General features: G+C 61.1%; 20 protein-coding genes. 8 read left to right on the top strand and 12 right to left on the bottom strand.

What is annotated here, in order from left to right; genetic code table 11:
• Nucleotides 1–133 precede the first annotated feature (133 nt).
• Complete coding sequence (locus tag FQV27_RS16630) at nucleotides 134–622, bottom strand: MarR family winged helix-turn-helix transcriptional regulator (RefSeq protein WP_186827343.1); 489 nt, start codon at nucleotides 620–622, stop codon at nucleotides 134–136.
• Nucleotides 623–765: 143 nt separating this feature from the next.
• Here FQV27_RS16630 and FQV27_RS16625 point away from each other — a divergent pair, with 143 nt between their 5' ends.
• The 7 genes from FQV27_RS16625 (at nucleotide 766) to FQV27_RS16595 (ending at nucleotide 8,667) form a co-directional block, all read left to right on the top strand.
• Nucleotides 766–2,454, top strand: a complete 1,689-nt coding sequence (locus FQV27_RS16625) for an AMP-binding protein (RefSeq protein ID WP_147100742.1) — start codon at nucleotides 766–768, stop codon at nucleotides 2,452–2,454.
• Nucleotides 2,451–3,269, top strand: coding sequence for an enoyl-CoA hydratase/isomerase family protein (locus FQV27_RS16620; protein ID WP_147100739.1), 819 nt, complete (start codon nucleotides 2,451–2,453; stop codon nucleotides 3,267–3,269). Before FQV27_RS16625 ends, FQV27_RS16620 begins: the two co-directional genes overlap by 4 nt.
• Nucleotides 3,270–3,274: 5 nt before the next feature.
• Nucleotides 3,275–4,174 carry an SDR family NAD(P)-dependent oxidoreductase gene (locus tag FQV27_RS16615; RefSeq protein WP_246133147.1) on the top strand — a complete coding sequence of 300 codons (900 nt, stop codon included), beginning with the start codon at nucleotides 3,275–3,277 and terminating at the stop codon, nucleotides 4,172–4,174.
• A gap of 24 nt (nucleotides 4,175–4,198) precedes the next feature.
• Nucleotides 4,199–5,215 (top strand): TRAP transporter substrate-binding protein, encoded by a 1,017-nt coding sequence (locus FQV27_RS16610; protein WP_147100737.1) that lies wholly within the window; start codon nucleotides 4,199–4,201, stop codon nucleotides 5,213–5,215.
• Between the two features lie 64 nt (nucleotides 5,216–5,279).
• Nucleotides 5,280–5,798 (top strand): TRAP transporter small permease, encoded by a 519-nt coding sequence (locus FQV27_RS16605; protein ID WP_246133146.1) that lies wholly within the window; start codon nucleotides 5,280–5,282, stop codon nucleotides 5,796–5,798.
• The gene (locus FQV27_RS16600) at nucleotides 5,791–7,083 is read left to right on the top strand and encodes a TRAP transporter large permease (protein ID WP_147100734.1); all 1,293 of its coding nucleotides are present in this window, start codon (nucleotides 5,791–5,793) and stop codon (nucleotides 7,081–7,083) included. The genes FQV27_RS16605 and FQV27_RS16600 overlap by 8 nt, the downstream gene beginning before the upstream one ends.
• 24 nt (nucleotides 7,084–7,107) lie before the next feature.
• Nucleotides 7,108–8,667 (top strand): tannase/feruloyl esterase family alpha/beta hydrolase, encoded by a 1,560-nt coding sequence (locus tag FQV27_RS16595; RefSeq protein WP_147100732.1) that lies wholly within the window; start codon nucleotides 7,108–7,110, stop codon nucleotides 8,665–8,667.
• A gap of 233 nt (nucleotides 8,668–8,900) precedes the next feature.
• Here the strand turns inward: FQV27_RS16595 and FQV27_RS16590 are convergent, their stop codons facing one another.
• The 11 genes from FQV27_RS16590 to FQV27_RS16540 form a co-directional block, all read right to left on the bottom strand.
• Nucleotides 8,901–9,419, bottom strand: coding sequence for a methylated-DNA--[protein]-cysteine S-methyltransferase (locus tag FQV27_RS16590; RefSeq protein WP_147100730.1), 519 nt, complete (start codon nucleotides 9,417–9,419; stop codon nucleotides 8,901–8,903).
• A gap of 162 nt (nucleotides 9,420–9,581) precedes the next feature.
• On the bottom strand, nucleotides 9,582–10,331 hold the full coding sequence (locus FQV27_RS16585) for a 2OG-Fe(II) oxygenase (RefSeq protein WP_147100728.1): 750 nt from the start codon (nucleotides 10,329–10,331) through the stop codon (nucleotides 9,582–9,584).
• Nucleotides 10,328–11,392 carry a bifunctional DNA-binding transcriptional regulator/O6-methylguanine-DNA methyltransferase Ada gene (gene ada, locus FQV27_RS16580; RefSeq protein ID WP_147100726.1) on the bottom strand — a complete coding sequence of 355 codons (1,065 nt, stop codon included), beginning with the start codon at nucleotides 11,390–11,392 and terminating at the stop codon, nucleotides 10,328–10,330. Before ada ends, FQV27_RS16585 begins: the two co-directional genes overlap by 4 nt.
• Nucleotides 11,393–11,587: 195 nt before the next feature.
• Nucleotides 11,588–12,337, bottom strand: a complete 750-nt coding sequence (locus FQV27_RS16575) for an SDR family oxidoreductase (RefSeq protein WP_147100723.1) — start codon at nucleotides 12,335–12,337, stop codon at nucleotides 11,588–11,590.
• A 122-nt stretch (nucleotides 12,338–12,459) separates the two neighbouring features.
• Nucleotides 12,460–13,113 carry a DNA oxidative demethylase AlkB gene (alkB, locus tag FQV27_RS16570; RefSeq protein ID WP_147100720.1) on the bottom strand — a complete coding sequence of 218 codons (654 nt, stop codon included), beginning with the start codon at nucleotides 13,111–13,113 and terminating at the stop codon, nucleotides 12,460–12,462.
• Nucleotides 13,103–13,714: a hypothetical protein gene (locus FQV27_RS16565; protein WP_147100718.1), complete on the bottom strand. Its 612-nt coding sequence runs from the start codon at nucleotides 13,712–13,714 to the stop codon at nucleotides 13,103–13,105. The genes alkB and FQV27_RS16565 overlap by 11 nt, the downstream gene beginning before the upstream one ends.
• Before the next feature lie 195 nt (nucleotides 13,715–13,909).
• A complete protein-coding gene (locus FQV27_RS16560) occupies nucleotides 13,910–14,818 on the bottom strand; it encodes an alpha/beta hydrolase (RefSeq protein ID WP_186827342.1) in 909 nt (302 codons plus the stop codon).
• Between the two features lie 148 nt (nucleotides 14,819–14,966).
• On the bottom strand, nucleotides 14,967–15,671 hold the full coding sequence (locus FQV27_RS16555) for a DUF4405 domain-containing protein (RefSeq protein WP_147100714.1): 705 nt from the start codon (nucleotides 15,669–15,671) through the stop codon (nucleotides 14,967–14,969).
• Nucleotides 15,668–16,123, bottom strand: coding sequence for a cytochrome P460 family protein (locus FQV27_RS16550; RefSeq protein WP_147100712.1), 456 nt, complete (start codon nucleotides 16,121–16,123; stop codon nucleotides 15,668–15,670). Before FQV27_RS16550 ends, FQV27_RS16555 begins: the two co-directional genes overlap by 4 nt.
• 106 nt (nucleotides 16,124–16,229) lie before the next feature.
• On the bottom strand, nucleotides 16,230–16,979 hold the full coding sequence (locus FQV27_RS16545; protein ID WP_147100709.1) for an SDR family oxidoreductase: 750 nt from the start codon (nucleotides 16,977–16,979) through the stop codon (nucleotides 16,230–16,232).
• Between the two features lie 14 nt (nucleotides 16,980–16,993).
• Nucleotides 16,994–17,563 carry a flavodoxin gene (locus FQV27_RS16540; protein WP_147100707.1) on the bottom strand — a complete coding sequence of 190 codons (570 nt, stop codon included), beginning with the start codon at nucleotides 17,561–17,563 and terminating at the stop codon, nucleotides 16,994–16,996.
• Nucleotides 17,564–17,794: 231 nt separating this feature from the next.
• On the opposite strand from FQV27_RS16540, the gene FQV27_RS16535 reads away from it, so the two are divergent.
• The gene (locus FQV27_RS16535; RefSeq protein ID WP_147100705.1) at nucleotides 17,795–18,847 is read left to right on the top strand and encodes an alpha/beta hydrolase; all 1,053 of its coding nucleotides are present in this window, start codon (nucleotides 17,795–17,797) and stop codon (nucleotides 18,845–18,847) included.
• The last annotated feature ends 6 nt before the right edge of the window (nucleotides 18,848–18,853 follow it).

Genomic DNA, 18,853 nt, shown 5'->3' with positions numbered 1-18,853 from the left:
CAAGAGAACGCGGCGTGTGTTGAAGAAGTGTGAACTCGATCCCCGCAGCGCATATGTTCAGCCTGAAGTCGGCGTTTCAGTCAAATGTGCGATTGAAGCTGTAGGTTGCATCCTGTCGTGACGATCCAATGCTTCAATCAGACAAGCCGCGAAGGTTGGCGATCATGACATCAAGGGCTGCCACGACGTCGGCCAGCAGGTGGTCGTCAATGCCGGCGGCCATCCTTGCTTCATGATCCCTGGCATGCAGGAACAACTCTGCCACGACTTGCTCGCCCTTGTTCGTCAGCCAGACTGTCTTCGCGCGCCGGTCTTGCGCTGAAGCGCGCCGTTCAAGGATGCCGTCCTTCTCCAGTCGATCGAGAATCGTTACCAGGCTGGATTTCTGCAGGCCGATTGAGTCAGCCAAGCGGTTCTGCGCTTGGCCGGGGTTTTCGGCTACGATCCCCAGTAGCCCCAGATATCGCGGCGCGACCCCGTAGTCGGTCATCTGCTCTTCAAAACTTCGATAGGCAAGTATCTGAGCAAGACGCAATTTATAGCCAAGCGACTGATCCAGAGCGGTAGCTGACAGAAAGCCGTCTTCGTCATTCTGCGTCGCTGTGGTGCGGTCTTCCGGCAAGTCGGGCCTCATTTTTTCTTGACCGAATGTTCGATGCGAATATTATTCGAAGTCGAACTAATCGCAATCGAATCGTGTGATCGCTTTAATTTGCCCTGCCTGAGGAGGCGGAGCAAGCGATCTGGCCAGAGGGAGGCAGCGTGATGACGTCGCGAGACGATGCATATTGGCCAGTGACAGGTTCAGAGCCGGCGTTGCTGGACGTGACCCTCGGTCAATTGCTGGACGATCAGGCGACACGGTATTCTGATCGGCCCGCAGTCATCACCTATGATTTCGACCGCGATATCTGCGCGTCGTGGACGTATCGTGACCTGAAATCAGCTGCAGACAACCTTGCGCGCGGCCTTATGGGGTGGGGCGTGGATAAGGGCGATCATGTTGCGGTCATGTCCCCGAACAGACAGGAATGGGTGCTGCTGGAATATGCGCTGGCGAAGATCGGCGCGGTTCTTATCACCGTAAATCCTGCGTTTCATTCTATCGAATTGGATTATTTGCTGCGTCAGGGTCAGGCCACTCACCTGATTTTCGCCGAGCGCTATCGCAAGATGAGTATCGTCGAAATGCTGACTGATATGCTTGCGGGATCAGACGTCAGGGAGGGTGCGGTATCCAGCGAGGTCTACCCGAAGCTTCGCGGGCTTGCGGTCATCGGCGATGCGAAGGGCATCGCGCTTCCGTTCGACGCCCTGACAGATCTTGCGCGGCATGTCAGCGAAAGCGCGCTGGCGGCGCGTCAGCGGCTCGTCAGCCCCCATGACGTCATGCAGATCCAGTATACCAGCGGCACGACGGGCAGGCCCAAAGGGGCGATGCTGACCCATCACAGCACCATAAATAATGCCCGTCTCATGGGCGAGCGGGCAGGATTTCGGGCCGATGACGTAATGCTGAGCGCGATGCCGTTTTTCCATACGGCCGGATGCGTCTGCAATGTGATCGGGATGCTGGCGGCGGGCGGCTGTCTGGTCACCATGGACGCATTCGATCCCGAAAAGATGCTGGCACTTTGGGAAAAGCATGCGGCGACGATCATCAACGGTGTTCCCACGATGTATAGCCGGATGCTGCACCACCCGGACTTTCAGGACCGCCGGACAGACAGCCTGCGGCTGGCGAATGCTGGCGGCACATCAATCCCGCCAAGCCTTATGCGGCAACTGAAAGAGGCGACAGGCGCCGATCCGATGATCATAATGGGGATGACCGAATGCAGCCCCATCATTACCGTCACCAACTATGACGACCCGTTTGAGGTCCAGATATCTACTGCAGGCACGCCGCTGCCCCATACCGAAATTCGCGTCATCAACCCAGAGACAAGCCAACCATGCGAATGGGGCGAAAAAGGGGAGCTTTGCATTCGCGGCTATCTTGTTACCAAGGGTTATTACGACATGCCCGACAAGACCGCAGAGGCGATCGACGCGGATGGATGGCTGCATTCCGGTGATCTGGCGGTGCTCGACCGACAAGGGCATCTGTCCGTTGTCGGGCGCCTGAAGGATATGATCATTCGCGGGGGCGAGAATGTCTTTCCTGTCGAGGTCGAAGATTTTCTGCTGACGCATGACGCGGTTTCGCAGGCGCAGGTGGTTGGCGTTCCCGATGCCGATCTGGGTGAAGAGGTCTTTGCATTCGTACTGCCGAAGGATGGCGCAAACCTGACCCAGAAAGAATTGCAGGATTACTGCCGCGCCAACATCGCGCGTCACAAGATGCCCAAATATGTCCGCATCGTCGAAGCTTTCCCGATGACCGCGAATGGCAAGATCCAGAAATTCGCACTGCGCGACATGGCCGCCGAAATGGCGAAGGAGGGGGGATGAACGCGTCTGACCTGCCGCTGATCTATGAAAAACACGATGGCGTGGCATTGCTGCGCATCAACCGCCCTGACGCGCGGAATGCCATCAGTCCCGAGGTCGCCTGTCGACTGGCCGATGCGCTGACAGATTTCGCGGATGACGATGCCCTGCGCGTCGCGATCCTGACGGGCACCGGCGACAAGGCCTTCTGTTCGGGCGGCGATCTTGCACTGACATTGCCGCTGATGACGGGGGCCAGGGCGCCGCAGGATCAATGGGACCGGCGGCTGCTGGATGATCCCGAGATCATGTCGCGTTCGGCTCTGCGGGACTTTGAACTGAACAAGCCGATTATCGCGGCGATCAACGGTCACTGCATGGCAGGAGGCATGGAAACAGTGCTCGCGACCGATATCCGCATCGCAGCTGAGCATGCGACCTTTGCGCTTCCAGAGGTCCGGCGTGGGCTGATCCCATTCGCAGGCGCACTTGTTCGGCTTCCGCGTCAGGTGCCCTATTGCCTGGCGATGGAGATGCTTCTGGTCGGCCAGCCGCTCTCGGCAGAAGCAGCGCGCGAGGCCGGGCTGATCAATCGCATCGTGCCGCAGGACGCGCTGATGGATACGGCGTGGGACCTGGCCCGCAAAATCGCCGCGAACGGCCCGATTGCGGTTCAGGAGGTGAAGAAAACCGTGCTCGCCGCCAGTGGGCGAACCTTGCAGGAGGGCTATGCGCTGGAAGATGCGGCGAAGGCGCGTGTGATGGCCTCAGAGGACGCGCGCGAAGGGCCTCGTGCCTTCATGGAAAAGCGTCCGGCCGTGTTCAGGGGAAAGTGAGCGTGGTGATTTCGTTGAAAGAGCAGGTCGTTGTCGTCACTGGCGCAGGCCGCGGGATCGGGCGGGCGATTGCGCTTGATATGGCGCAGGCAGGCGCGGCGGTGGTGGTGAACGATGTCTCGGAAGATGTCGCGGGCGCGGTATTGTCGGATATCCGTGCCGCAGGCGGCAGTGCAGCCGCAGCCGTTGCCGCCATCGGGGACGACACGTCGGCCCAGCTTTGCGTCGATACCGCGATCCGCGAATTCGGGCGGATGGACACGTTCGTCGCCAATGCCGGCGTGCTGCGGGATGCAATTCTGTGGAAGGTCGAGGACGACGATTTCGATCTGGTCATCCGCACCCATCTGCGCGGTGCCATGACCTGTGGTCGGGCCGCCGCACGATATTTCCGGCAGGCGGGACATGGCGGGGCTATCGTTCTGGTGTCCTCTGTGGCCGGACAGCGGGGAAATGTCGGTCAGACCGCCTATGCAGCCGCCAAGGCAGGCGTGGCGGCACTCGCGCGAACCTGGTCAATGGAACTTGCCCGCGCGGATGTCAGCGTCAATGCCATTGTGCCGACCGCGCTGACCCGCATGGTCGCCACCATTCCCGGCCTTGGCGAGGCAGTCGAGGCTGCCGAACGCGGCGAGCCGATCCCGCACCGACTCCGGCATGAACTGGGGCTTGGTGCGCCGGAGGATGTGGCGCCGCTTGCGGTGTTCCTGGCCTCGGACGAAGGGCGCGCGATCACAGGGCAATGCCTGGGTATAGGTGGTGATCGACTGTCGATCTGGTCGCATCCGCAGGAAATCGACATCCGGCATTCCGACGGCGGGTGGAGCGCCGAAGGGATCGCCCGAACTTGGACTGACAGCTTTGAATCCCTTCGCCAAAGCGTGGGGATCGACCTGAAAACCTAGACCCATTCTCAGGGAGGAGAACTTATGAATATCAGCAAACTGACCCCGATCATCGCGTTGTCGCTGGCAGCGGGGGCCGCACAAGCCGACACCGAATTGCGACTTTCCCATTGGTTGCCGCCTCAGCACGCCTTGCAGACGACCGGCTTCGAGCCCTGGATCGAATCGATTGGTGAGGCCTCGGATGGCAAGATCACCTTCCAGATATTCCCGGCGCAGCAGCTTGGCTCTGCCACCGATCACTATGACATCGCCCGCGACGGCATTGCCGACGTGACCTATGTCGCGCCCAGCTATCAGCCGGGTCGTTTCCCGATCATCTCGCTGGCCGAACATCCCTTCAAGGTAACACAGGCCAAATCGGGTTCTGCCGCGTTCAACGACTGGTATCAGCAATATGCCGCGGAAGAGATGCCCGATGTGAAGGTCTGCATGGCCTTCATGCAAGACCCCGGCACGCTCCATACGGTTGAAGAAGTCCGGCTGCCCGGCGATCTCAACGGGAAGAATATCAGGCCCGCTCAGGCGACGATGGCGTCGATGGTTGCGATGTTGGGTGGCGCCAGTGTTCAGGTGCCGGCCCCGGAAGCGCGTGAGGTGATTGCACGCGGCGCGGCTGAGGGCATCATTTTTCCTTGGGACAGTATCTATCTGTTCGGGATCGATGCCGAGACGAAATATCACATAGACTTCCCTCTCTATACCACGGTGTTCGTAATGGCGATGAATCAGGCCCGCTATGACGGCATGCCCGAGGACGAGCGTGCAGTGATCGACGCGCATTGCACCTCGGAATGGGCGGAAAGGCTTGCTTCTGGCTGGGCCGAACGGGAAGAATCCGGTCGCGAGAAGATGCTGAGCGATTCCAGCCATACCGTCTATGAGCCGACGCCAGAGGATATCACGGCCTGGCAGGATGCCACCGCGCCGCTGATGGATCAATGGCGGCAGCAGGTGAGCGCCAAAGGCGCGGATCCCGCGGCTATCGAACAGAGCTTTGTCGATCATATGTCGGCCGCCGGCGCGCTGTTTGAGAACTGAGCGCTCGCGCGTCAGGCGGGCATGTTCCGCATGACGCGCTGTTTTCAAGCAAAGGAATGTAGTCATGTCAGGCTTGAATCAGTTGCTACGACGCTTTGCGAGTATTGTCGAAACCGTCGCTGCGATCTGCCTTGCGGTGGTGACAATCCTGATTTTCGTGTCGGCACTCGGGCGCTATCTGTTTTCTGCGCCGATCCCTGACGCATTTGATATTTCGCGCCTTCTTCTGGGGCTTGCGATTGCTTGGGGGTATGCGGTGCTCGGCTATCGGGGCGGCCATATCTGCGTTGACCTGCTTGTCGAGGCACTGCCCGAGCGTCCGCGCCGCGCGCTGGAAGTGATTGCTCAGGCCATCCTGCTGATATTCACGTTCGCCCTCGCATGGAAGCTGTTTGACAGGGTGATCAGCGCGTACAACTCGACCGAGGCGACGTCGGATCTTCGCTTTCCTGTCTGGCCCTTTATCGGCGGTATCTGGCTGGGTGTCGCGGCAGCCGTGCTGACGACGCTGGCCGGGCTGATCCTGATGATCAGCGGCGGCCCCCTTCAGCGCAATGACCCCGAGGACGACGTCTATGAGTGAATCCGATCTCGTCGCCATCGCTGGCTTTGTTGCGCTTTTCGGACTGATGGCCATTCGTGTGCCGGTGGGCATCGCCATGGGCATCGTCGGCATCGCGGGCTTCGCCCAGATAACCGGCTGGGGCCCGGCGCTGAACCAGCTTGCCATTTCGCCCCTGCGCACGATCACCGACTACAACACCTCACTGATCCCGATGTTCATCCTGATGGGGGTTTTCGCGACCCGGTCAGGCATCTCGTCCGAGCTGTTCGGCGCAGGGCGCGCCTGGCTCGGGCATTTGCGGGGCGGGTTGGCACTTGCCACCATCGCCGCTTGCTCGGGCTTTGCCGCGATTTCGGGATCATCCGTCGCCACCGCCGCCACGATGAGCAAGGTTGCTCTGCCGGAAATGCGCAAGGCGGGATATCCCGACACGCTGGCCACGGGCGTGATTGCGGGGGGCGGCACGCTTGGTATCCTGATCCCGCCATCGGTGGTATTGGCGATCTACGCCTATATTACCGAACAGGATGTCGGACAACTTTTCATCGCGGGCGTCGTCCCCGGACTGATTGCGGTGTTGATATATATGGGCGTCGTGATGTTCATGGCGCGCGATGCCTCCCCCGGCGAAAAGATCGGTATCGCCGAAAGGATGCGCGCGCTGCGTGGCATCTGGCCGGTGATGCTGCTGTTCATCGCCATTATCGGCGGCATTTACATTGGGGTCGTCACCCCGACCGAGGCTGCGGCAGCCGGCGCTTTCCTGACCTGGCTGATTGGTGCGCTGCGCGGACGGCTGGGATGGCGTGAAACCCGCGCCTCGCTGGTCGAGGCGCTGCGCACAGCCGTTGCGATCTACACGATCCTCATCGGAGCGATGCTGTTCAGCTATTTTCTCGCTGTCACCCAGGCCCCGCAGAAGATCACCGCCTGGCTGACGGGGCTTGACCTGGGCGCTTACCCGACGCTGGCGCTGATCCTGATCTTCTTTCTTGCGATGGGCTGTATCCTGGATGCGATGGCGATGATCATCCTTCTGGTGCCCATTGTGTTTCCGGTCGTCACCCAGCTTGGTTTCGACCCGATCTGGTTCGGCATAATCGTGGTGATGACGGTTGAGTTGGGCCTGATCACGCCGCCGATCGGCATGAATGTTTTTGTGATCAACGCGGTAATCCGGGACGCGAAGCTGACAACTATTTTCAGGGGCGTCATGCCCTTTGTCGTGGCGGATATCGTCCGACTGGTCGTCCTTGTGGCGCTGCCGGCACTGACGCTGTGGCTGCCCCGGACGATGGGATGAAGTTTCTTAAAGGGAGGGTTTAAGATGCAGAGTTACTATCTTGGCGCGGCCTTTATCGCGCTTGCGATGGCACCAGCACTTGCGCAGGATATTCCGCCCGCCAGTGCCTGCGCCGATCTGGCCGGGGTTGCGGCCTTCGATACGATCGTGTCACGCGCCGAGGATATGCCGGCCTCCGACGGTCAGCCCGCTTACTGTCTTGTTCAGGGCGTGATTGAGCCTCGCGTTGGGGCGGGTCAGCGAACTTATGGCACGGGATTTGAACTGCGGATGCCGGCCAACTGGTCCGGCCGCTTTTTGTTTCAGGGCGGCGGCGGATGGGATGGGTCGATACGCCCGGCAGAGGGAATCATCGACCGTACGAAGCCCGGTGATACAGCGCTCGCGCGCGGCTTTGCGGTGGTGGCGACCGATGCAGGCCACAGCGGCGATTCCGCGACCGATGGCTGGTTTGGGATCGACATGAAGGCGCGCGAGGATAACGGATATAATTCTGTCCGGCTGGTGACCGAACGTGCCAAATCGCTGTTGGCGCGCTACTACGGACAGGACCCGCATCATTCCTATTTCATGGGCTGCTCCAACGGTGGCAGGCAGGGCATGGTTGCGGCGCTCCGTACGCCGATGGAATTCGACGGTGTATTGTCCGGTGCCCCGGCGTTCGATCTGACGCCCTCGATCATTGCCTGGAACTGGAACACCCGCGCACTAATGGATGCCGCCCCGGCTGACGCGGCAGGCAACCCTATCGTTTCGCAAGCCTTCAGCGATGCCGAGCTTAAACTGGTGACAGAAGCGGCACTTGCCGCCTGCGATGCCGATGACGGGGCAGAGGACGGAAATATCTTTCGCCCCGTCGATTGCAATTTCGACCCCGCAATCCTTCAATGCGAAGCCGAGGAAACCGACAGCTGCCTCAGCCCGGAACAGGTCACCGCACTGCAGAAGATCCAGGCCGGTCCAAGCGACAGCAGCGGAGAGGTCATCTATACCGGCTGGCCGCTGGCGAATATGGACGGGCCAGACGGTATGCGTGCCTGGATGCTGGGCGACGCGACCGGAGCAGAACCGAACGCGCGTGGCTTCAGCTTCTCTCAGGGCTGGATGCGGACCGTGGGGGCTACCCCGCCGCGCCCGGACTTCGATGCTATGAGTTTCGATATCGATGACCGCGATTTCCTGATGGAAAACGCGCCGGTCTTTGCTGCGACCAGCACCGATTATCAGGCGTTCCGCGATAACGGCGGTAAGATCCTTTGGTGGCATGGCAATGCCGATCCGGCATTTTCGGTGAGGCATTTCCTGAACTGGTATCAGGGTCCGTTCACGCAGGCGAACGCGGAGGCAGAAGAATTTTCGCGCGTTTTTCTGGTGCCGGGGATGCATCATTGCAGCGGCGGCGCCGGTCCGGTCAGCTTTGACGGCCTGGCACCTCTGGTCGAGTGGGTGGAGAACGGCACCGCGCCAGAGATTGTCCCGGCCTCTATTCCGGATGGCGGCGAGGACACGGAACGCCCGCTTTGCGCCTTTCCAGCCTATGCGCAGCCGGATGCCAGCGGGCAGAGCTTCATCTGCGCGGAATAGTGGGCCGACTTTTCTAGCCACGACCTTCGCCGGCCAGTAATCCGGCGAGGGGACACCGGCGACGAACCGAAATCCGCCTGTCGATTGCAGGAAATCGCATCGTCAGTGCTGCGGCGCGCCTGCCGACGCTGAACGCCGAGCCTGACCGCCCCGACAGCCGCGCGCATGCTGGGACCGGGAACCGAAATTTGACTGGTAGCGTATGCTCGCGAGGCAGATCTCTGCGAGGTATCTCAAATCGATTGGTCCGGTTCCGCCAGCTTTTCCCTTTCCAGCAATGTCCGCTTGCGCCGATATCCCCAGCGATACCCGGAAATCTTACCGTCTTTCTTGATCACGCGATGGCAGGGGATCAGGATGGCGATACCGTTCGCGGCGATGGCTGCTGTAACGTCGCGTGCGTCCCTTGTGCCCAGCTGGGCTGCGATTGCGCCGTAATTCGTCGTCTCACCGGCGGGAATGTCACGTAGCATCTGCCAGACTTGGCGCTCATAGTCAGAGCCCTGCGGGTCAAGAGGTATGTACGCGCCAGACTCCGGATGATCGACGACGTCTGAAAGCTTCTCGATGAGATCAGCGAGACCGCTTTGATCCTCTTTCAAGCGAGCATTGGGAAGCCTTTGCATGAGGGCGTCCAATATTGCTTTGCGATTGTCCGCGAATTCGAAGGCGACGATACCGGCTGACGACGAGACCACGATGAACCCGCCAAGCGAGCTTTCGCCCCATGCGTATGAGATTTGTTCGGACATGATCTCCGCTCCTTTTTCAGTTACCTTGAACATAGTCCGTGTCTTCGTTTGTGACGCTCCGCGCCTTGCTTTCAAATTCGGACATTGCCCCAGACAAGAATCAAAACGCCCGGCGCCCGCGATCAATCGACCGCGCGCGCCGGGCTTCGGATGATCCGCGGATCACTTTGCGTCGTGAAAGATGATCCCGACGGTGTGGCGCTGACCGCTGCGGACGCGGCTGACGCCGTGGCGCAGGTTGACGCGGTAATTGCCGCGGCTGCCCTGAACCGGGCGGTTATGGACCGCGAAGGCGACGGCATCGCCTTGCTTCAGCGGCACGACCTCGGCGCGGCTTTGCATGCGGGGGCGTTGTTCGGTCAGGACGAACTCACCGCCGGTGAAATCGCGGCCCGGTTCGGACAGCAGGAACGCAACCTGGATCGGAAAGGCAAGATCGCCGTAAAGGTCCTGATGCAGGCAGTTGAAGTCGCCTGTGACATATTGCAGCAGCAAGGGCGTTGGGCGTTTCTGCCCGGCCTCGTGGCATTGGCGCAGGAAATCGGCATGCGCCTCGGGATAGCGCTGATCGATCCCCATCCGTTCGTTCCAGCTGTTCGCGACCCCGGCCAGTTTCGGCCAGAGCGCTGTGCGCAAACCGCCCAGCAGGTCCGGCAGCGGGTATTTGAAATAGCGGTATTCGCCCTTTCCGAAACCGTGCCGCGCCATGTGGATATGGCTGCGGAAATGCTTCTCTTGCGGGTAAAGCGCCGCGAGATCGCGGCACTCCTCCGGTGACAGAACGCCTTTCAGGGTGGCGCAGCCGAAGCAGTTCATTTCATCGGCGAAGGCGGCCCAGTCATATCCGGCAAGGCGCTGCTCTGCCGATTTCACGACCTGCGCGGCGGGGATGAAATCAGTGACGGCATTCATGCTGCGGCCTCCTTTTCCAGCAGGGCGCGTTTGCGTTCGATCCCCCAGCGATAGCCGGACAGATCGCCATCGGCGCGCACGACGCGGTGACACGGGATCGCCACGGCGAGCTTGTTGGCAGCGCAGGCCCCGGCCACGGCGCGGACCGATTTCGGCGCGCCGATCTGGCGGGCGATCTCGGTATAGCTGACAGTCTCTCCCACGGGGATGTCGCGCAAAGCCTGCCAAACGCGTTGCTGGAACGCCGTGCCGCGAATGTCCAGGGGAAGGTCCAGCCCGATCTGCGGGGCCTCAACAAAGCCGACAACCTGCGCGACGCGGGCATCGAACGCCGCATCGCCGCCGATCAGATTGGCCTTCGGAAAGCGGTCCTGCAACTCGTTGACCAGGGTTTCGGGATCGTCCCCCAATGCAATGGCACAGATGCCCTTGTCGCTCTCGGCCACAAGGATCGCGCCGAGCGCGCTTTTGCCTAGGGCAAAGCGGATATCGGTATCCTTGCCACCCTGACGGAAGGCCGTGGGCGTCATGCCCAGCACCTTGTTCGATATCGCGTAAAACCGGCTGTTCGCGTTGAACCCGGCGTCGTAAATCGCTTCGGTCACGGTATTTTCCTTATCCTGCAGTTCAGCGCGGACCTTCTGCGCGCGATGCGCAGCGCCCCATTCGCGGGGGGTCAGCCCGGTGATCGCCTTGAACTGGCGGTGAAAGTAATGGCTGCTGAAGCCCACCTTTGCGGCGAGATCATCCAGCTTTGGCATGTCGTCCGAGGCCACGATGATCCGGCAGGCCTCGGCAATGATTTCGGCATTGGCTTGTGCGGCCGATTGCCCCTTGGGATTGCAGCGCATGCAGGGGCGGAAACCGGCAGCCTCCGCATCCTTCGGTGCGTCATAGAAGGCGACATTGGCCGGCTTGGCACGGCGCGAGGGGCAGGACGGACGGCAATAGATGCCGGTGGTTTTGACGGCAAAGACAAAGCTGCCATCCGCGCCCGTATCCCGCTCCACCACGCTTTGCCAGCGCGGGTCCTGTTCGGTCTGGGTTTCATTCTTGGTCATCGTGGTTACTCGGTTCGTTGGCTGTTGAGCTCAATATAGGGCGCTTTCGCCGCGCCTCACTCCGCGCCTTGCTTTCAAATTCTCGGCGGCAAGTGGATGCCCATACGCACTAAAAGAGGTCTGTCGATCTGCCGACGCACTTTGACGTCGGCAGACCGGCAACCCGGTCTGCTGCATGCTCGGACAATGTGCCGTCTATTTTGTCGCAGAGTTGCCGCCATCGGCAAACAATGCGGTTCCCGTCACAAAACTCGCCATCGGGCTGGCAAGGAAAAGCGCGGCCTTTGCGATTTCCTGAGGATCAGCAATACGCTTCATCGCATGAAGCCCTGCGGCCCATTCCTTCTGAGCATCGTCGCCTGCCGCATCTGTATCGGTCCCGCCCGGCATCAAGGCATTGGCGCGAATTCCGTCAGCTGCGTAGTCGGCGGCGATTCCCCGCACGAGCCCCATCAGACCGGCCTTAGAGGCACCATATGCAGCCATCCCCGGCAGACCCGCGCTGTTGCCGACGAAGCTCGACGTGAACACGATGGCCCCACCGCCGCGCGGCAACATCGCCGGGATCTGATGCCTCGCGCCAAGAAACGCACCCGTGAGGTTGACGGACAAAGGCTCTTGCCATTCTTGCAGGGTCACCTCCGCCAGCGCTTTGTATGGACCCACGGTCCCAGCGTTGTTTACGGCGATGTCCAGCCCGCCGAACTCTGCAAGTGCCATCTCGACCACCCGCTGATGCAGTGTTTCATCAGTCACATCACCTGCGACGAAAGCTGCCTTTCCACCCTGTTGGGAAAGCTCATTGACAAGTTTGCCGAGTTCCTTCTCGCGGCGTGCCGTCACCACGACCGCCGCACCTTCCGACGCGAACAAACGCGCGATTTCCCTGCCTATACCTGACGACGCTCCTGTGACGATTGCGACCTTGTTTTCAAGAATACCCATTTGACACCTCTGTCATACTTTCAGTTGCGGCAGCGCCTGATGTTTCGCGCATTGCCGCCTCTTGAAGTGTCAGCAATCGTGCAGCGGAACACTCCGATCCTTGCCCTCAAATATTGGCGATTTCACAAGGCACCGCGAAAGGTCAGGTTCAGCCGCATGCGCCCGACCACAGGATGCTCACCATCCTTCAGCATCATCACCCCATGATAGCAAAGTCGCGACGGCCCGCCCCAGACCGCGACATCGCCATGCAGCAGCGCGTATTTCTTCACCGGATCGTTCCGCTTCAGCCCGCCGAACTGGAATGTCGCGGGCAGGCCAAGCGAAACCGACACAATCGGATTGGCCATGTCCCGCTCATTTCTGTCTTGATGCAGCGACAGCCGCGCGCCCGGTTCATAGCGGTTGATCAGGCAGGCATCGGGACGAAAATCGGGATAGCCCGCCTTCGTCGCGGCTTCGGTCGCGACCGTCAGGAGGCTTTCGGGCATCTCGGGCAAGAGCTGCCCGGTCTGCGGGTCGATGCCGTCATAGCGATAGCCGCTGCGGTCCGTAACCCAGCCGGCCTGTCCGCAATTGGTCATCGCGACCGACATCACATGCCCGCCGGGCGTCACCATATTGCGAAACGGCGAGGCCGCCGAAACCTTACCAATCGCGGCCAGAAGGTCATCCGCCCGCGCCACGGCCTGCCCGCGCAGAAGGATAGCGCCCTTTGCCATATTCTCCTGCGCGCTTTGCTTCGGCTCGAGCCCGGCGAAAAGATCACTGGTCATTGCTGGTCCCTTTCACAACTGCGGATGGGTGGAGCGTCGGACGATACCCGGCTTTCAGCGCGTCGTAGCTTGACGGCGGTGTCAGCAGTCCGTCAAGTCCGGGCGGCTTTCCCGCCATGTATCCGGTATGCGACCATTTCAGCCAGTGTCCGGCCCAGAGCCACGCCGTAGGCCCGGCAGCCGCCATCACGCCGACAGGCAGTGACCCCGATGGCAGAGGATGCAACCGTTTGTCGCGTCCGTGCAATCGCTGTGAGTGCAGGGCGGTATCCATCGCCTTGGCCGAAGGTGCGTTCTGCCAACTGTAGCGGTATCGCAGGGCGGCGTCTCTGCGGCACCGGAAACAGGGGCGATGACCCGCCGCAAGCGCGGTCGCCTCATCCAGAAAGAACAACTCAGTCCATTTTCGGCCTGTCATCACCTCGCGCCGACGACCCTTGTAATCGCAACGACAGATCAGCCACGCCTTGCTTGTCCATCGCCTATTGGCCAAGCGCTGCCCCTGGGGTGCGTGGAGAATGCCGCGATTGCCCGTGAACATACCCCGCGCATCCGCGGCGACAATTTCGCCAAACGGGGTGACACGGTTTTGCAGCGGCATTCGTTGCTCCTTTTTGCAGGCGCAAGAATGGCGCAGTGGTGCTCAGACGCCACTCCGAATCTTGCGCTTCAATCGGACGAGGTAGAAATAACAGACTGGGTTCGTGTATCCCCTATCCATCTGGGGGACAGAAACCGAGCTGCGTCCCGTGTGGCTGACGACCGAGTGTCTCGTGAAGTGCGTGAGTGCGCTTTGCTATTGTGCAACCTGCTCTTTCCAGAACCTCACCGCATCTCCAACCCACCCCGCAGCCTCCGTTCCGGCGCCGGTCCCGAAGCCGTGGCCGAGATTGGGGAAGACTGTCATCGCGACCTCTGCCCCCATATCCCGCAAGCGCGCAGCGCGGGCCTGCATATTGCGCGGCGGAGCGATGCCATCTCGGCCACCGACGACGATATAGGTCGGCGGCTCTTTTCGACCGGTATCGTTGTGAGAGGTATAGGCGATGATGACCGCGGCCGGACGCGCGGTGCTGCGGGCGCCGAATGCGTCGGGTCCATGGCTGCCGATATAGGCCGCCATGCGGGCGCCGGCGGAACTGCCCCAGAGCGAATATCCCTCGGTCGCGACCTGCAATTCCGTTGCATGATCCATCACATAATCCACCGCGCGGGCCATATCCTGCGTTGCGATCTGACCGCCCTGGCCGGTGCGATAGGTCAGGACGAAAGCGTTCAGTCCCTTGGCGTTGATCTCTTGTGCACAGGGAAAGCCCTCGTGGATCGCGCCGACATAGGTGAAGCCGCCGCCTGGCGCGATGATGGCGAAAGGCGCGCCAGGGTCAGCGGCAAAGAAGAATAGGCCCACTTCCTCCAGCGAAGGGTTGGCGCGGCGTTCCTCGGCGGAATAGATATCATGAAAGACCGGCTTGCCGGAGCCGGCATCGGCGATGACGCGGTTGATGCCACTCAGCAAGGCATCCGGTCGCACCTCGCTGTGATAGGGCAGCAGCTGACCAAGTTGCGACAGCGGCATGGATTGGTCATAATTCCGATCCGCCCATGGCAGCAGGTGTTCAGCGAAGCCTTGTAGCGCCGGATGCCGCAGCAGGTCGGCGATGGTGTCCTCCCCCATGAGGGTCGCAGATGGGGTAGTGCTGGTCATGGCGTTCATATTGTGCTCCGATCTGGCTCGAAAGGCTGTTGAGCAGCGGTTAGCGTGCCAGCGATGAAATTCAGCGCGACGGCAGCGCGTCTGGGCAGTTTTGCGTTGAATGGGTTGTTCATACTGACATTCCTTTCCCTCGGTCGGATCAGCCGCCTTCGACCGGCCGCGCGGTGCGGAATCGGGGCAGCCGATCCAAGGCCAGCAGCGCAAGATGCATCGCGAATGCGAACAGCGCGATGATCGCCAACCAGTGGCCGAAGAATGCCGTCGCTTGTTCGTTGAAATCCCACATGACGAGGCTGTAATCGAAGCGCAGACGCGTCCAAAGATCCATTACCGCCGCGCTGCGCAGGCCAAGCGCCGCCAGCACAATGCCAAGCCCCCAACCGATCCAGCGCCAGACCGGAGCGCGCAGCCCTAGATTGCGCAGCAAGGCAGAAACACGGTTCCAGTTCAGCCCGATATGCAGCCCGACAATCGCCATGACCCAATAGGCGGCGAACAGGTGGATCTCGCTGATGGTGTAGCTGTCGGGCAAAGGCAGCCAGCCAAAGATATCGCGCGAAATGGCAAAACTGGTCATCAGCGACACTGTCATCGCGGCAGCCAGCCCAAGGTTCAGCACCAGCCCGACCCGGCGGCGCAGGTCATAACGGCCTTTGCGCAGATTGCGCCACCAATAGCTGTTATTGACCAGATGCCGCCCAATCAGCACGAACAGCGCCGTTCCGGCGATTTCATGTGTCAGGTTTCCCAGCCACCAATAGGCCAACGCCAGGACCAGCAGCGCGGTTGCGCCACCATCCAGCACCAGCCGCGCCAGCGGCGATTTCAGCGAGGGTCGTGTCATTCAAACCTCCGCGCATCGTTATAGGTGAACATGTAGCTGCGACCCTCGCGCGACTGGTGGCAGGCGCGGCAGCGTTCGGTGTTCTCCTCCGTGTTGATGGTGCCATCTGGCCAGTACCACTGGAACTGCCAGTCGCCGGTGCGGGTGGTTTCGTCATATTCGTCGCCCCAGCCCTCGCCATTCTGCATGACGAAATAGCGCCACAACGCGTCGTCGCGGAAAATCTCCAGCACAATCTGCGTGCCATAGGGAGGCTCATCGTTCTGCTGGATCGCATCGAGAGCCTCTTGCGACGTATAGACATTCTCGAAGATGTCGCCGCGCGCCACGGTCGTATAAAGCGCCAATTCACCCAGATTGTCCGGGAACTCGACTCGGTTCGGCTCGGCCAATGCGGCATGGGTCAGCCCCAGCGTCAGGGCAGCTGGCAGAATGGCCTGAAAAATCTTCATGGCAATGCGTCTCCTGTTCGGTTGACGGCAAGATAAGCCCACCCGGCCAATCGGATTAGTCAGGGAAAAGCGCTTGGGCTTATCGGTATTCTCGATGAATGGGATGTCAGGCCTTCATCGCGGCGCGGATATCGGCAGGCTCATCATCGAGCGGCATGTTGTGCGGATCGCCGTAACCGTCAGGCTCGCCCGGCACGTCCGGGTGAAGTCCAGCAAAGACGACGTCCAGATCAGGCTGCTCCTCGCCCTCTTCGGCCAGCAGTGCGAAGGTCTTGTTGCGTGCCGCGTCCGACGTAAGGCTGCGCACCAGCACGTCACCCAGCTGATCCCGCGCGATCACCCCATCGGCTGGTGCGCCGGTGACCGGCACGTCGCCTTGCGGCATGACCAGCCTGCGCTGTGAGGCCTCGTTATAATCGAACCAGCCGGGGCGGATAATGGTGTAATCCAGCCCACTGGCGCGGATCAGCCGCTCGCCCCGGCGCTTCCAGTCATGCGCGCCCTTGCGGTCGGTAGTGCCGATGGCGGTCATCAGCGAGACACGCGGTCGGGCACCGTTCAGGGCCGCAAGGATATTGCGCACGCCACCATAATCGACGGCCTCGGCATTCTGCTGGCCGCCATGCGTGCCGTGGGTGAAGGTGATGTAATCCGCCCCGCCCACAGCAGCCTTCAGCGTTTCGGGCCGGGTCAGATCGCCTTCCACGATCTCGATCTCGGGCGGCAGCTTGGCGGTTTTGGGGCTGCGGACAAGGGCACGGACATGGAAGCCGTGCTTTTGCGCGGCGCGGATGACATGGGTGCCGATGCTGCCGGTCGCGCCGACAGACAGCAGGATGGGTTTGGCAGACGTCATGGTAGATCCTCGCGTCAAAGGCTTTCGTCCAGCCAGGCGTTCAGACTGGCCATATCGTCGCGTTCCTGATTGCATTCCAGCACGAAAGCTTCGGTGAACCTGGCATTCGGGGCCAGCGATTGCGCGGTTGCGACCGCGTCGCCGGTGCCATAGCCGCCATGGGTAATGATCGGGATGACGGTCTTGCCCGAAAGGTCATGGCTTTGCAGAAAGCTGGCCGTCACGGCGGGCAGATCCATCCCCCAGATCGGATGGCACTGGAACACGGTGTCGTAGCCGTCGATGCCCGGCAGGTCTTCGGCCAGCGGCACATTGTTGCCCTGTTCTCGCATGGCAGATGCCCAATCAACCATCTCGTCATAATCCGCGGGCCAAGGGTCGCGCGGGCGCAGCTCGAACAGATCGGCGTTGAAGCGGCGCGACAGCGCGCCCGCCAGAACCCGCGTATTGCCCGAGCGGGACAGGTAAACGACGACGCTGCCGCCGCCCGTCTGCGCCGCGGCAGGCTTCGCGGCCAGTTGTGCAGCCACAAAAGGCAGCAGGGCTGCCTTGAAGGTATCGCGGCGGTTGATGCCATTGGTCATGACGGTCTCCCCTTGATCCATGGGCCAGCAGTTTCGCTGCCCTTCGCAGATCAAGATAACGCCGTCAGATTGTTTGATTAGGCACAAATATCCGATTGGCTTCATTGGCTATCCGGATAAATCGCCCGTCTTAATTTATCGAAAACGTCAATGAACCCTATCGGGAGATATCGGCTAATCAAACAAAACGCCTGCCGCTACCTTCAATGCAACCGCAACCGGAGGAAGATCATGGATCGCATTTACGCATTCACCCTCGCCACCGCCTTCGCCCTGCCAGCCGCCGCGTTTGAGCCGCTGACCATCGTCGATCAGGGCAGCTTTGCCGCAGGCGGCACGGTCATTGAGACTCCCGGCGAATATGACAACAACGCCCCGACCGAGGCCGGGCAGACATTCCACGGCAATCATCTTTATGCCTTCTATCAGGTGCCGCAGGACGCCAATCCGCTGCCGCTGGTCTTCTGGCACGGCGCCTATCAGTCGGGCCGCAGTTGGGAGACGACCTCGGACGGGCGCGAGGGGTTTCAGACCATGTTCCTGCGCCGGGGCTACACGACCTATGTGATCGATCAGGCCCGCCGTGGGCGCGCGGGCAACAGCACCGAGGCTGCGAGCATCGAGCCGACGCCCTACGACCAGCTGTTCTTCGACCAGTTCCGCTTTGGTCAATGGCCCGAGTATTTCGAGGGCGTGCAGGTCGATCAGTCAGAGGAAACGCTGAACCAGTTCTTCCGTTCGGTCACGCCGAATACAGGGCCATATGACCCCGCCATTCTGGCCGATGCGACCTCGGCCTTGATTGACCGGATCGGACCGGCGGTGCTGGTCACGCATTCGCAGGCAGGCGGCCCCGGATGGCTGACCGCGATCCGGAACCCGGATGTGAAGGGGATTGTCGCACTGGAACCGGGCAGCGGCTTCGTCTTCCCCGAAGATGCGATGCCTGAAGCCATGCCCAGTGCGGCAGGAACGCTGGAGGCCGAGCCGATCCCGGCCGAGGATTTCGTGCGGCTCACCGAAATCCCCATCGTGATCTATTACGGCGACAATATCCCCGATGAACCGACCGAGGAACGCGGCAAGGACAATTGGCGCGTGCGGCTGGATATGGCGCGGCTCTGGGTCGATGCAATTAATGAACGCGGCGGCGATGCGACACTGGTTCATCTGCCGGAAGAAGGCATCACCGGCGGCACGCATTTCCTGATGTCGGACCTGAACAATGGCCAGATCGCCGATCACATCGCGGGCTGGCTGGACGCGAAAAACCTGAACCAATAATGCGAG

It is taken from the genome of Paracoccus aurantiacus, assembly GCF_007993065.1.
GTDB lineage: Bacteria > Pseudomonadota > Alphaproteobacteria > Rhodobacterales > Rhodobacteraceae > Paracoccus > Paracoccus aurantiacus.
Note: the sequence above shows the minus strand (reverse complement) of the source record. Positions and strands in the feature narration are given on the sequence as shown.